Annotated in this window: 12 protein-coding genes and 1 tRNA gene; 5 read left to right on the forward strand and 8 right to left on the reverse strand. The window is 65.7% G+C overall.

Going from position 1 to position 12,961, the window contains the following annotated elements; translation table 11 throughout:
* The first annotated feature begins 163 nt into the window (after positions 1–163).
* Together FJ887_RS13055 and FJ887_RS13060 are read left to right on the forward strand one after the other, a co-directional pair.
* Positions 164–1,336 (forward strand): hypothetical protein, encoded by a 1,173-nt coding sequence (locus tag FJ887_RS13055; RefSeq protein ID WP_137825451.1) that lies wholly within the window; start codon positions 164–166, stop codon positions 1,334–1,336.
* Complete coding sequence (locus tag FJ887_RS13060) at positions 1,333–2,529, forward strand: M20 metallopeptidase family protein (protein WP_137825450.1); 1,197 nt, start codon at positions 1,333–1,335, stop codon at positions 2,527–2,529. The genes FJ887_RS13055 and FJ887_RS13060 overlap by 4 nt, the downstream gene beginning before the upstream one ends.
* A 22-nt stretch (positions 2,530–2,551) precedes the next feature.
* Here FJ887_RS13060 and FJ887_RS13065 read toward each other — a convergent pair whose 3' ends face one another.
* From FJ887_RS13065 to FJ887_RS13090, 6 genes are all read right to left on the reverse strand, one after another.
* On the reverse strand, positions 2,552–3,103 hold the full coding sequence (locus FJ887_RS13065) for a DnaJ family domain-containing protein (protein WP_137825449.1): 552 nt from the start codon (positions 3,101–3,103) through the stop codon (positions 2,552–2,554).
* A gap of 163 nt (positions 3,104–3,266) precedes the next feature.
* The gene (locus FJ887_RS13070) at positions 3,267–5,603 is read right to left on the reverse strand and encodes a heavy metal translocating P-type ATPase (protein ID WP_137825448.1); all 2,337 of its coding nucleotides are present in this window, start codon (positions 5,601–5,603) and stop codon (positions 3,267–3,269) included.
* The gene (locus tag FJ887_RS13075) at positions 5,590–6,462 is read right to left on the reverse strand and encodes a DUF8832 domain-containing protein (protein WP_181365657.1); all 873 of its coding nucleotides are present in this window, start codon (positions 6,460–6,462) and stop codon (positions 5,590–5,592) included. Before FJ887_RS13075 ends, FJ887_RS13070 begins: the two co-directional genes overlap by 14 nt.
* 316 nt (positions 6,463–6,778) lie before the next feature.
* On the reverse strand, positions 6,779–7,030 hold the full coding sequence (locus FJ887_RS13080; RefSeq protein ID WP_232623868.1) for a CDGSH iron-sulfur domain-containing protein: 252 nt from the start codon (positions 7,028–7,030) through the stop codon (positions 6,779–6,781).
* Positions 7,031–7,048: 18 nt separating this feature from the next.
* The gene (locus FJ887_RS13085; protein WP_137825447.1) at positions 7,049–8,308 is read right to left on the reverse strand and encodes an NAD(P)/FAD-dependent oxidoreductase; all 1,260 of its coding nucleotides are present in this window, start codon (positions 8,306–8,308) and stop codon (positions 7,049–7,051) included.
* On the reverse strand, positions 8,305–8,523 hold the full coding sequence (locus tag FJ887_RS13090; protein ID WP_212743309.1) for a ferredoxin: 219 nt from the start codon (positions 8,521–8,523) through the stop codon (positions 8,305–8,307). The genes FJ887_RS13085 and FJ887_RS13090 overlap by 4 nt, the downstream gene beginning before the upstream one ends.
* A gap of 227 nt (positions 8,524–8,750) precedes the next feature.
* Between FJ887_RS13090 and FJ887_RS13095 the strand changes: the two genes are divergently transcribed.
* A complete protein-coding gene (locus tag FJ887_RS13095; RefSeq protein WP_111473052.1) occupies positions 8,751–8,966 on the forward strand; it encodes a heavy-metal-associated domain-containing protein in 216 nt (71 codons plus the stop codon).
* 123 nt (positions 8,967–9,089) lie between these two features.
* Positions 9,090–10,454, forward strand: coding sequence for an MFS transporter (locus FJ887_RS13100; protein ID WP_137825446.1), 1,365 nt, complete (start codon positions 9,090–9,092; stop codon positions 10,452–10,454).
* Between the two features lie 46 nt (positions 10,455–10,500).
* On the opposite strand, the gene FJ887_RS13105 is transcribed toward FJ887_RS13100, so the two are convergent.
* Positions 10,501–11,091 carry a TetR/AcrR family transcriptional regulator gene (locus tag FJ887_RS13105; RefSeq protein WP_137825445.1) on the reverse strand — a complete coding sequence of 197 codons (591 nt, stop codon included), beginning with the start codon at positions 11,089–11,091 and terminating at the stop codon, positions 10,501–10,503.
* 173 nt (positions 11,092–11,264) lie between these two features.
* On the opposite strand from FJ887_RS13105, the gene FJ887_RS13110 reads away from it, so the two are divergent.
* On the forward strand, positions 11,265–12,791 hold the full coding sequence (locus FJ887_RS13110) for an MFS transporter (protein WP_137825444.1): 1,527 nt from the start codon (positions 11,265–11,267) through the stop codon (positions 12,789–12,791).
* A gap of 76 nt (positions 12,792–12,867) precedes the next feature.
* Here FJ887_RS13110 and FJ887_RS13115 read toward each other — a convergent pair.
* Positions 12,868–12,949: transfer RNA gene (locus tag FJ887_RS13115), tRNA-Tyr, on the reverse strand.
* Between the last annotated feature and the right edge of the window lie 12 nt (positions 12,950–12,961).

Genomic DNA, 12,961 nt, shown 5'->3' on the forward strand with positions numbered 1-12,961 from the left:
CATTCTGGATACTCAGTGCTCTATCCCCGCCGCCCAGGAGTAACGTACGCTTCTGAGAATCGGTGAACATCTCGGAATCCGGGATGGCGATTCTCCGATCCGACACCGCACCACCGCAGTCCGCAACCGCTCCACCACCCTGTCGCTTGACGAAAGGTTCGCCATGGAGGCCATCTTCGCCGCCACGATCCTCCTCGCCTTCATCGCCCTCGGCGAGTTGGTCTCGATCTGGTCGAAGGCCCGCATTCCCAGCCTGCTCGTCGCGATGCTCGGCGTCTTCATCTTCGCGAAGATCGGCATCGTGCCCGAATCCGTCGTCGACGACTCGATGCTCGTCCAGATCTACACGATCCTCGTCGCCCCGCTGCTCTTCCACATGGGCACGCTCATCCCCCTGCGCATCATGCTCAAGCAGTGGCGTTCGGTCATCATCGCGGTCTCCGGCATGCTCGTCGCCGTCCTCCTCATCCTCGCGATCGTCGCGCCGCTCTTCGGCTTCGAGACATTCGTCGCCGGGTCCGGCCCGCTGGCCGGCGGCATCGTCGCCACGAGCCTGACGACCGAGGGCCTGACCGCCGCGGGCGCCGCCTCGTCGATCATCGTCCTCCCGGCGCTCGTCCTCATGCTCCAGTCGCTGCCGTCGATGCCGCTGACGAACTTCCTCCTGCGCCGGTATGCGACGAAGCTGCGCGACAGCGGCGAACTCCACGAGATGGCGCTGGCCCACCACGAGGAGGAACAGGAGGCGGCGACGAAGAAGAAGCTCATCACCCTGCCGTCCTACCTCGTCGACAATCAGCTGTTCATGCTCTTCCTCATCCTCGTCGGCGGTTCCCTGGCCACCCTGCTCGCGATTCCCACGCAGATCCCGTCGTCGATCCTCGCACTCATCCTCGGCATCCTCGCCACCGCGATCGGGCTGTCCCCGGACAGGGCGATGGAGCGCTCGAACTCTTTCGGCATCGCGATGGCCGGTGTCATCGCGATCGTCATGGCCCCGCTCGTGACCGCGTCCGTCGAGGACGTCCTCCGCGCCTTCCTGCCGACCGTGACGATCCTCGTCGTCGGCGGCGCCGGCATCGTCATCGGCGGATTCATCGCGACGAAGCTGCTGCGCTGGCGGGCGCCGCTGGGCATGTCCGTGGCCCTGACGGCGATGTACGGCTTCCCCGCCGACTACCTGCTCACCAATGAGGTCGCCCGGTCGATCGCCCGCGACGACGATGAGAAGGAAGCCCTCCTCAACGTCATGCTCCCGCCGATGCTCGTCGGCGGATTCACCTCGGTGAGCGCCGGGTCCGTCGTCATCGCCAGCGTCCTCGTGGGTCTGCTGTGAGAGATCTCCTCGCCGAGGCGGCCGTCCTCCTTCCCGACCTCACCGCGCTGCGGCGCGACTTCCACGCCCACCCCGAGGTCGGTCTCGACCTGCCGCGGACGCAGGCCGCGGTGCTCGAGGCGATCGCCGACCTCGACGTCGAGGTGACGACGGGAACGGGAACCACCTCGGTGGTCGCCGTCCTCCGGGGCACCCACCCGGACCGCGGTGCCGATGCACCCGCGGTCCTGCTGCGCGGGGACATGGACGCCCTGCCGCTCACCGAGGCGACCGCCGAGCCGTTCGCGGCGACGAACGGGGCGATGCACGCATGCGGTCACGATCTTCACACCGCCGGTCTCGTCGGAGCGCTGCGCCTGCTCGCGGCACACCGCGACGAACTCAGAGGCGATGTCGTCGCGATGTTCCAGCCCGGCGAGGAGGGGTTCAACGGGGCGTCGGTGATGATCGACGAGGGCGTGCTCGACGCGGCCGGGTCACGGGCGATCGCCGCCTTCGGCGTGCACGTCAACACCAGTGAGCGCGGGATCGTCTCGACGAAGCCGGGGACCCTGCAGGCCGGGTCGAGCGTCCTGCAGGTCACGGTGCACGGTCGCGGCGGGCACGGTTCGCAGCCGACCCAGGCCGTCGATCCGGTGCCGGCGCTCGCGGAGATCGTCACCGGCCTGCAGACCATGGTCACCCGGCGCGTCGACCTCTTCGATCCCGTCGTGCTCACGGTCACGCAGCTGAGCGGCAGCGAGGCGGTCAACATCATCCCGGAGCAGGCGTCGCTGGGGGCGACTGTGCGCACGCTCTCGCAGGCCTCGCTGGAGACCGTGCGGGATCAGGCGACGCAGCTGGCCACGGGCATTGCGGCCGCCCACGGGTGCACCGCCGAGGTGGACTTCGAGGTCCAGTATCCCGTCACCGTCAACGACGCCGCCGAGACCGCGTGGGCTGTCGACCGGCTGCGCGACCTCCTCGGCGACGATCGGGTGCAGGTGGTCGCGCAGCCGATCATGGCGAGTGAGGACTTCTCCTTCGTCCTCGCCGAGGTGCCCGGGACGTACATGATGCTCGGTGCCGGGCGCACCGATGTGCCGGCGGAGCAGCAGGGCGACAACCACTCCCCGTTCGTCATCTTCGACGACACGGTGCTCACCGAGCAGGCCGCGATCCTCAGCCACCTCGCGATCACGCGGTTGGCCTAGGGTCTGGTCTCCGGCGCCCGACTCAGCGCTTCCGGCGGAGACGCCACCAGCGAGGTCGTCGGCGTCCGGGCTGATCAGGGTCGATGTGCTCCTCGGCGGGGGCTGGGTCCTCAGCAGCGGCAGAGTCTGCTGCCGCAGCTTCGGCTGCCGCGCGCAGTGCGGTGCGGCGCTGTCGCCAGGAGACCACCTCGGCGTCGATGTCGCGGGGCGGGGTGAAGACCGGGGGGCCGGTGCGGAGGTCGAGGACGGCTTCGCGCACCCGGGCGTTGAACCCGGTGAGATAGTCGCGGACATCCGACTCCTTGGCGAATGCATCGAGCGTGTCCTCGAGGACGGCGCTCTCCTTGCGCAGCTGGAAGGCGGCGGGGGCGACGCCGCTGATGTCCTCGGCGTCGAGCTTCTGCTTGATCCACCAGTCGGGGTCCTCGGAGCTGTGGAGACCTTTGAGCGGCTTGCCCATGCCCGGCAGGTTGTCGAAGTCGCCGCGTCTGACGGCCTTGTCGATCGCCGATTCCGCGACCGCGTCCCGGTCGGCGAGCGAATTCATCCGCCGAGGTGGTTCCTTCGCTCCCATCGCTGCCCCCTCCACTGTGGTGCTCTCCACGGTAGTGGGGGGATCCGGGCGTGACAATGCGGGTCCCCCGATGTCGGTGTCATGACAGAACCGGGCGGGAACGCCACAGGGCCCGATGGTCACGCGTTTCCGCTGAACATCGGGCCCTGTGAGTCTGCGTGGATCAGGCGCTGACGGGATCGCGCGGAGCCCTGTCGGTGACTGCTTCGGACACCTCCATCGCGCGAACATCGGCCTGACCCTTGAAGCCGCGCAGACGAAGGCTGTTGCTGACGACGAACACGCTGGACAGCGCCATGGCCGCGCCGGCGAGCATCGGGTTGAGCAGACCGAACGCAGCGAGCGGGATCGCCGCGGTGTTGTAGGCGAAGGCCCAGAACAGATTGGTCTTGATCGTCCCAAGCGTCTTCCTCGCCAACCTGATCGCGTCTGCCGCTGCGCGCAGGTCCCCGCGCACAAGGGTGATGTCGGCGGCTTCGATCGCCACATCGGTGCCGGTGCCCATCGCGAGCCCGAGGTCGGCCTGAGCCAAGGCTGGAGCGTCGTTGACGCCATCGCCGACCATCGCGACTACCTTTCCCCTCTTCTGCAGATCGGTCACGACATCGACCTTGTCCTTGGGCAGAACCTCAGCGAAGATCTCGTCGATGCCGACCTCGGCAGCCACCTGCTCGGCAACCGCCCGATTGTCGCCGGTGAGCAGGACCGGGGTGAGACCGAGTTTCCTGAACTGGGAGACGGCTTCGACGCTCGTCGGTTTGATCCGGTCGGATACGACGATCACCCCGCGCGCCGCTCCATCCCAGGCGACGGCGATCGCTGTCTTGCCTTCTGCTTCGGCCTTCCGCTTCGCTTCAGCAAGGCGACCGTCAAGGCGCACCGACCAGTCAGCGAGCAGACTCTCCCGTCCGGCGACGATGGCATGACCATCGACGATCCCTTGGACTCCGCGCCCCTCGACGTTGCCGAACGACTCCGGCACGGGGAGCTCACCGATCTCCGATGATGCACCCGCCGCGATCGCCTGGGCAATCGGGTGCTCAGAGGCGCTTTCGAGGGCACCGGCGAGACGGAGCAGCTCAGATCGCTCGACCCCGTCGGCGACGTACGCTCCGGTCAGCGTCATCTTGCCGGTCGTCACCGTCCCGGTCTTATCGAGGACGATGGTGTCGACCTTGCGTGTGGACTCGAGAACTTCGGGACCTTTGATGAGCACTCCCATCTGAGCTCCCCGTCCGGTTCCGACGAGCAGTGCTGTGGGCGTCGCAAGCCCCAGAGCGCACGGGCACGCGATGATGAGCACGGCCACTGCGGCGGTGAACCCGGCCGCGAGTGGGAATCCGGCTCCGATCCAGGCACCGAGAGTGACCACGGAGATGCCGATCGCGACGGGAACGAACACCCCTGAGACGCGGTCGGCCAGGCGCTGGACTTCGGCCTTGCCCGACTGGGCGTCTTCGACGAGCTTGGCCATCTGTGCCAGCTGCGTATCGGAGCCGACGCGGGTGGCGCGCACGACGAGTCGGCCTCCCGCGTTGACTGTGGCACCGGTGACCGTGTCGCCCTCAGTGACCTCGACGGGCACCGATTCTCCGGTGAGCATCGAAGCGTCGATCGCCGACCGCCCGGACACGATGACTCCGTCGGCACCGATCTTCTCGCCGGGGCGGACGACGAACTCGTCGCCGACTTCCAGCTCCTCGATCGGGACGCGCTGCTCCTTGCCGTCGCGGAGAATCGCGACGTCTTTAGCCCCAAGTTCGAGGAGGGCTCTCAAAGCGGCTCCTGCGCGTCGCTTCGATCGTTTCTCGAAGTAGCGGCCGAGGAGGATGAAGGTGATCACTCCCGCGGCGACTTCGAGATAGATCGAGCTGAGCCCGTCGGATCGGGAGATCGTGAATTCGAAGGCGTGGGTCATCCCTCGGTCGCCAGCCGTGCCGAAGAACAGGGCGACGATCGACCACAGAAGTGCCGCGGTGGTGCCGACCGAGATGAGGGTGTCCATCGTTGCCGTACCGTGCTTGAGATTCATCCAGGCCGCACGGTGGAACGGCCAGCCTGCCCAGATCACCACGGGAGCGGCGAGCACGAGAGACGCGAATCCCCAGTAGTCGAACTGGAGTGCCGGAATCATGGCCAGAGCAATGACGGGCACAGCCAGAACCGCTGAGGTGAGCAAGCGGTTCCGCAGTGACCGCAGTTCTGCGTCCTCGACTGACTCGGGATCCTCACCAGGAGCATCGCTGGAACCCTCGGCTCTGGGAGCCGGCATCTTCGCGGTGTATCCGGTCTTCTCGACTTCGGCGATGAGCAGCTGCGGGTCGTACCCGTCGGGCGTGGTGACACTGGCCTTCTCCGTCGCGTAGTTGACGCTGGCGGTGATGCCCTCGAGCTTGTTGAGCTTCTTCTCGATGCGGTTCGCGCAGGATGCGCAGGTCATCCCTCCGATCTGGAGTTCGACATCCTGGCCAGCGGCCGCGGAGGCCTCAGTTGTGCTCATCGTCATCACCGTCACTCTGCGAGTTGAGAGCATTGTCTGCTCGTGGAAGGGACACCGTGGAACCCTCGTCGCCGGCATCGAGGACGAGGGGTGCAGAACGCACCGTTCCGTCGATCTGGAAATCGAAGTACAGCAGGTACCGTCCAGCCGTCGGGACGTTGGCCATGAAAGTGACGTCGGGGCCGGACAGATCGTCCGGGTCCGGCTCTTCGCCTTCTGGGTGCACGTGCATGTACGCCAGGTCGCCCTCGCGCAACGCCACCAGGTGGCCGAATGCACCGAGATACGGTTCGAGGGCTGTGACTGGTGCGCCCCCGTCTGTCACGCTCAGTGTCAGAGCGGAATTCTGCCCGGGGATGAGGTCACCGGCGACTGAGACCTCATAACTGTCGACGTCGCTGGTCGTGACCTCTGTCTCGGCCGGAGCAGCAGTGAAGTCCCCGTTGACGGAGACTGTGGTCGACAGGGTCAGACCGTCCCCTCCCGCGGGCACGAAATCAGCGAAGACTCGGTATTCTCCGGCTTCGTCCCATGACCATGGGATCGTCCACTGCCCGTTCGGGTCCATCGTCGGATGGACGTGACGGAACTGCTGGCCATCGGCGCGCACGACGATGAGGTGGAGCTCCTTCTCGTGCTCCCTCTCGAAGTCTGTGACGACCTGACCGGTGGTGTCAGTCACCGTCAGAGCCAGTTGACCCTCACTGCCGGTCTCGGTCGGGGCTGTCACCCCGGCGATGGCAAAGCCGTTCTCAGCCTGACTCAAGCCCATCGCCATGCCCGCACCGGCATGGTCCATCCCTTCCATTCCCCTGTCTCCATTCATGTCAGCACTCCCTGCTTCATCGTCGCTGTTCATCTCGGCATGGTCGCCGGATCCCTTCGTCCAGTCGTCGACGACTTCCTGCGGTACAACGGCGTTGGCCGTGACCGAGGCGGCGCCGAAGAGGACGACGAGGCCGACGCCGAAGAGCGTCAGTTTCACCGGTGCGCGCATCAGACCCTCCTCGTTTCGCTGTCGCGCAGCCGAACTCTGCACGCTGTTGCGTCAACGCCAGTCTGGTCATTCCCGCCACGTGGCCAGCGGCCCTTCTTCGGTGCAGTGATCTCCATTGTGGGCACCCGTCTCTCCCTTCGCTCGGTTCATGGATACTATACCCCCCTAGGGTATAAATCTAGTCCTTCTCTCCGTGATCCTCCGCACGACCGGCATCGGTGAAACCGTGCCGCTTGTGACTGCCGTCGCAGAACGGCTTGGCAGCGGAATGTCCGCACCGACAGAGGAAGACCGCCCGGTGCTGGACCTCGTAGATTCCACCGCCGCCGTCAGTGACCTGGAATGTTCCCTTGACCTGGAGAGGTCCGTCGTCGACGACCTTGATTGCGGTCGGAGGGGTGGAGCCCTCGGATCCCGGCGTCATGCTCATGTTCTTTCCTCCCTGATATCAGTGCCCTGGGCCCGGCCCAGGGGATAAGGTTCCGGCGCGAATTGCCGCGCCCTCCTCGGCGATGACCCGCCTATGACGGGCCAGGCTCGAGGCACTGCCGACCCCGACCGCCCCGACGAGGTAGTCGTTGAGTGTGTAGACGGCGACGAACCGCCCGCTAGCCGGGCTGCCTTCGGCGATGGCCACGCGGTCGGCGAGGTGGGGCATTCCGACGGCGAGGATCTTCTGGTCGTACTGGTCGGACCAGAACGTGGGGACGGGGTCATGCTGGGCAGGGTGCTCGCGCCCATCGAGCTCACTGAGCAGGACCCGCGCGGCGCTTGCGGCCTGCTCCGCGGCGTTCGACCAATGCTCGACACGCACGGTTTCGACGGGGAAGAGCGGGTGCGGCCAGCGGACGACATCACCGGCGGCGACCACGGCAGTCCACTGCTTTCCAGAGCGGTCGAGGACACGCAGTCGGCTGTCGGTTCGCACACCGTCGTCGATGAGGACATCGTCCCCCGCGAGCCAGTCGACGTTGGGCAGGGAGCCGACTGCGGCGACGACGAGCTCGGCATCGAGTGATCGCCGACCGTCGACGTCGACGCGAAAGCCGTCCGAGGTCCTGGCGACCTCCGTCACGGTGCACTCCGGCATGAGATTGACTCCATGGCGATAGTGGATGTCGCCGATGTACTGACCGACCGGGCGCCCGAGTGCATGCTCGAGCGGCTGGGCCGTGCGAGCGAGGAGGTCGACCTGCCAACCTCTCGACCGGGCGGCGGCTGCGACTTCGGTGCCGATGTACCCGGCGCCGATGACGACCGACCGCCCCCGCCCCTTCATCAGGGTCGCACGCAGCCGTTGCGCGTCACGCAGAGTGCGGACGCTCGGCACATCAGCGGAACCCATCCCATGGGAGAGACGCTTCGGACGCAGACCCGAGGCGATGATGAGCCCGTCGAAGCGAATGGTCGAATCGTCGTCGAGGAACAGGCGCCTCTCGCGCATCGAGGAGGCGACGACAGTCTTCGCGATGAAGGCGTCAGCAGTCGGCTTGTCGGCCCGCGCGAACCGGATGTCGGCTTCCCGCTGCGTGCCCTTGAGCAGGCCCTTGGTCAGCGGAGGACGATCATGATCAGCATCGCCATCGCCATCGATGATCGTGATATGACCACTGAAGCCCGCCTTGCGCAGTGCTGTCGATGCGCGAGACCCCGCGAGGCCGCTGCCGACGATGACGACGCGCTGATTCTCCCAGCCGCAGCGACTCATGGCTGTCCCCCACCGGCGCCGAACTCCACGAAGGTGATCGCGCGAACCGGACAGCTCTCGATGGCGGCCCTGACATCGTCGAGCCACACCTCATCAGGACGCTGGTCGTAGTGCAGGACGAGATCGTCGTCCAGCATGAAGACCTCGGGGGCGCTGAGTGCGCACAGTCCATTGGACGCACAGATCCCTCGATCGACGTTGATTCTCACCCTCATCACTGTCCTTTCCTGAACTCACTCGAAATCGTTCATCCGAGTACGAGTTGATTTATACCCTACTGGGGTATAGTGTTCTTCGCAAGCGGAAGTCCTGCAACGGAGTACGGGTTCGGTGGCGCCCTTCCCCTTGCCGCCGACGTCGCCCGCTCCCGCGCCCAAGGGTTTCCGTGGGCTATGAGTACCGAGAACGACTGGGAACCAGTCGAGAGAAGGAGTCCACAGCAATGAGCACGAACACCTACGTGGTTGAGGGAATGACCTGCGGCGGATGCGCCGGCAAGATCACCGAGGCCGTCGAGCAGATTCCCGGCATCACCGATGTCGATGTCGACCTGTCGACCGGCGGGATCACTCTCACGGCCGACCAGCCGGTCAGCGATGAAGCCGTCCAAGCCGCCGTCGAAGGCGCCGGCTACAGATTCGCTGACACCCGGCAGTGAACTCTGCTGAGTGAGCCCCGGCCCGACCACGGTGATCACCGGCTCGGGCCGGGGCTCGTCACGTCAGGACCGCGCCTGTCACCACCTCTCGCACACCATTGCCCGATTCCAGGAGGCCCCACAATGAAGCTCTTCGCGATTCGCGACTATCGGCACCTGTTCAGCGCTCAGATCATCGCCCTGTTCGGCACCGGGCTGGCCACCGTCGCGCTCGGCCTCTTGGCCTATGACCTCTCCGGTCCCAGCGCAGGGGCAGTTCTCGCGACGGCCCTGACGATCAAGATGGTCATGTACGTCGTCATCGCTCCCATCGCCGGTGCCTACGCCGACCGGCTCCCGCGGAGAGCCTTCCTCACTGTCCTCGATGTCGTCCGGGCGGGTGTCGTCCTCGCTCTGCCCTTCGTCACCGAGGTGTGGCAGATCTATGTCCTCGTGGGAGTGCTGCAGTCCGCCTCAGCGGCATTCACTCCGACGTTTCAGGCTGTGATCCCTGACATCGTGACCGATAGGTCGCAGTACACCCGTGCGCTGTCGGCTTCTCAGGTGGCGTACACCATGGAGAGCCTCCTCAGCCCGGTCCTCGCAGCGGTAGCGCTGACGTTCATGACGTTCAACTGGCTCTTCATCGGCACAGCGATCGGCTTCATCGTCTCCGCCGGCCTCGTGCTGTCCACACGCATCCCGAATGCCGCCGACACCGGGCAGTCTCGGGTCTGGGACAGACTGTCTGCCGGGGCGGCGACGTTCTTCGCCACCGCTCAGCTGCGTGGCATCCTTGCACTCAATTTCGCTGTGGCCGGTGCAGGGTCGATCGTAGTGGTCAACACAGTCAATTATGTCCGCGATATCCTCGGCGGCACACAGGCCGATGTCGCCTGGATGCTCGCCGCTTCTGGGATGGGAACTCTCATCGCGGCTCTTGTGATTCCGCCGATCCTCGACCGCGTCGCCGATCGGACGGTCATGTTCGTCGGTGCCGCGGTCCTGTCCGTGAGCATGATCGGCGCAGTCGTCATGGCGTTCTCCGCGGTTGCGGAATGGGCGATCACCGCGCCGCTCTGGGTGCTCATCGGCGCCGGGATGGCTCTCATCGTCACCCCGACCGGACGAGTCATCCGCAGCACGGTCAGTGATTCGGGACTGCCCGCTGCGTTCGCTGCGCAGTTCTCGCTCTCGCATCTTGCGTGGCTGATCACCTACCCGATCGCCGGCTGGCTCGGCACCACCTTCGGCTTGGGCTGGGCCTGGAGCGTGCTGGCAATGCTCACCATCGCGGGAGCCATCACGGCACCTCTGCTCTGGCCCTCGCACCCCCTCGAAGAGGCCGACCCCGAACCCAGCGGGATCGACAGCACAGGGTCGGAAGTCGACGCGCCCAACCATCGGGGCGCGGACGGGGTGTGCTCGGTCGACGAGCGTGCGGCAGTCGACAACAGAGGCGAGGCCACCCTGCGCGAGGCTCAGTGCGGCTGTGTCAAACCGATCTGACGAGCTTCATCGGCCACCCTCCCGGATCCGCGAGGACTCCAAGCTCTCAGTCCGCGGCGAATGCGCTGAGCAGAACGGCGACGATGTAACCAGTCGCCTCCTTCGGATCGAGCCTGCCCGCTGCTGATTCCTCAGCAGCGGCGTTCATCACCGCGTGGGTGACGGCGAGCAGCCATTCGACGGAAAGATCACTGCGAAACGCTCCTTGAGAACGACCGCGTTCAAGGAGCCCCCGCAATCGCGCCTCAGCCTTCTCGTGCATCTCGCGAATTCGGCTGGCCGGGATCTCGTTCTGAGCCGCCACCAGCAGAGTGCTCACCTGATCGAGCAGCGTCCAGCTCGGTTCGATCAGGCGGGCGAACGCCCCGGCCGCTTCGCCGTCGATGTCAACTGCGGACAGGACGGCCTCGGCTCGCTCCAAAGCATCGGACAGCGCGGCATCGAGGAGCTCGGCGCGGTTCTTGAAATGCCCGTAGAGCGTCATTCTCCCCACTCCCGCCTCCGCGGCGATTTCAGCGATCGACGCATCCGGGTTCTTCCGCAGCGCTCGAGGCGCTGCGGCAAGAATCGCCGCACGATTGCGTTGGGCGTCGGCACGCTGGTTGGCCTGCTTGGATTCATTGTTCTTCGCAGCCATCGGCTCACCTCGGAAATCGGATCAGAAAACTAACTCGTACGGGAATGAATGAGATAGTATCACGGTTATAACTCGTACTCAGATGCATGAGTTATCAGGGGCCAATGGCCCGTCGTCCGAATCGAAGGAGGACTGATCATGAAAACTTCACGACACAGCTATGGGGGTGCCCGATGACCGGCGACCCGCAGGCACCGGCACGCACCGGAGCCAAGCAGTGGTGGGGGCTGGCGACACTCGTCCTGCCGTCGACACTGCTGTTCATGATGCTCACCATTCTCTTCCTGGCAGCGCCGAGCATGGCCATAGACCTTGAGCCGACGAGCACTCAGCTGCTGTGGATCCTCGACATCTACGGCTTCGTCATGGCCGGATTCCTCGTTGCCATGGGCGTCGTCGGTGATCGTGTCGGCAAACGGCTGCTCATGGTCATTGGTGCGATCGGGTTCGGCGCGATCTCGATCGCGGCCGCGATGACGACCGATCCGGGCATGATGATCGCCTGGCGAGCCGTGCTGGGGCTGTTCGGAGCGATGATGGTGCCCTCAACTCTCGGCCTCATCTTCGTCATGTTCGCCGATGCCAAAGCACGGGGAATTGCCATCGGCGTCTGGGCGGGCGGAATTTCAGCCGGTGTCGCGCTGGGACCCCTGCTCAGCGGAATCCTGTTGGAGAGCTTCGGCTGGCAGGCGACCTTCCTCGTCGCCGTCCCTGTCATGGTGTTGGTGGCGATCGGTGCCCCCCTGCTCCTTCCTGAGCACAGGGATCCCAACGCCCGCATCGACCTCTTCAGTGCCGTGCTCCTCGTCGCCTCGCTGTTGGCCATCATCTACGGAATCAAGCGTTTCGCAGCGCAGGAGCCCGCGGGCCCGTCGATCGGCCTGCTGATCGCGGGAGCGCTGGTGGGCCTGTGGTTCGTCATCCGGCAGCTGCGTGCCGAGCGACCGTTGTTGGATGTGCGGCTGTTCGCCAACAGAACAGTCAGCGCCGCCCTCATCGTGTTCATGCTCTCTGCGGCAGCGCTCGGAGGGGTCTACTCCCTGTTCACCACCTACCTTCAGTCGGTGCAGGGACTGTCGCCTCTACAGGCCGGATTCGCGATCCTCCCGGCCGCGGTTGTGCTCATCGTCGTCTCGACATTGGCGCCGGTGTTCGCCCGACGATTCCGACCGGGGAATGTCATCGCGATCGGGTTGGCGACGCAGGTGGTCGGGTACGGCATCTTCACGCAGCTGGATGAGGGCACTGGACTGGCCCTGGTGATTGCCAGCTTCGCGCTGACATATCCGGGAGTGGCGCCCGCGATGGCGCTGACGACCGACCTCGTCGTCGGATCAGTGCCGCCGGAGAAGGCCGGCGGTGCATCGGGCCTGGCGACGACGGCCAATGACCTCGGAATCTCTCTGGGTGTGGCCATCATCGGCAGCATCGGGGTGTTCGCGTACCGGTCGAGAATCTCCGAACTCCTGCCCGACGGCCTCCCGGACGAGGCCGCGGCAACAGCCGAATCCGGAGTCGACGGCGCTCTCGCTGTCGCGTCCGAGTTGCCGGCCCAGCTCGGTGATGCGCTGGTCGAAGCAGCGCAGCAGGCGTTCAGCAGCGGCCTCAACGCTGCCGCTGTCATCTCGGCGATCATCGCTGCGCTGACTGCGATCATTGCCGCCACACGGTTGCGACACGTGCAGCCCACCGGCAAGTGATTCCACGCCCGCAGAGAACGCCACAGGGCCCGATGTTCACGCGTTTCCGCTGAACATCGGGCCCTGTGAGTCTGCGTGGCAGATGCAGGATTCGAACCTGCGAAGGCAATGCCGGCTGATTTACAGTCAGCTCCCTTTGGCCGCTCGGGCAATCTGCCGCAGTTGGCGCT

The organism is Brevibacterium sp. XM4083 (genome assembly GCF_006489205.2).
Lineage (GTDB): Bacteria > Actinomycetota > Actinomycetes > Actinomycetales > Brevibacteriaceae > Brevibacterium.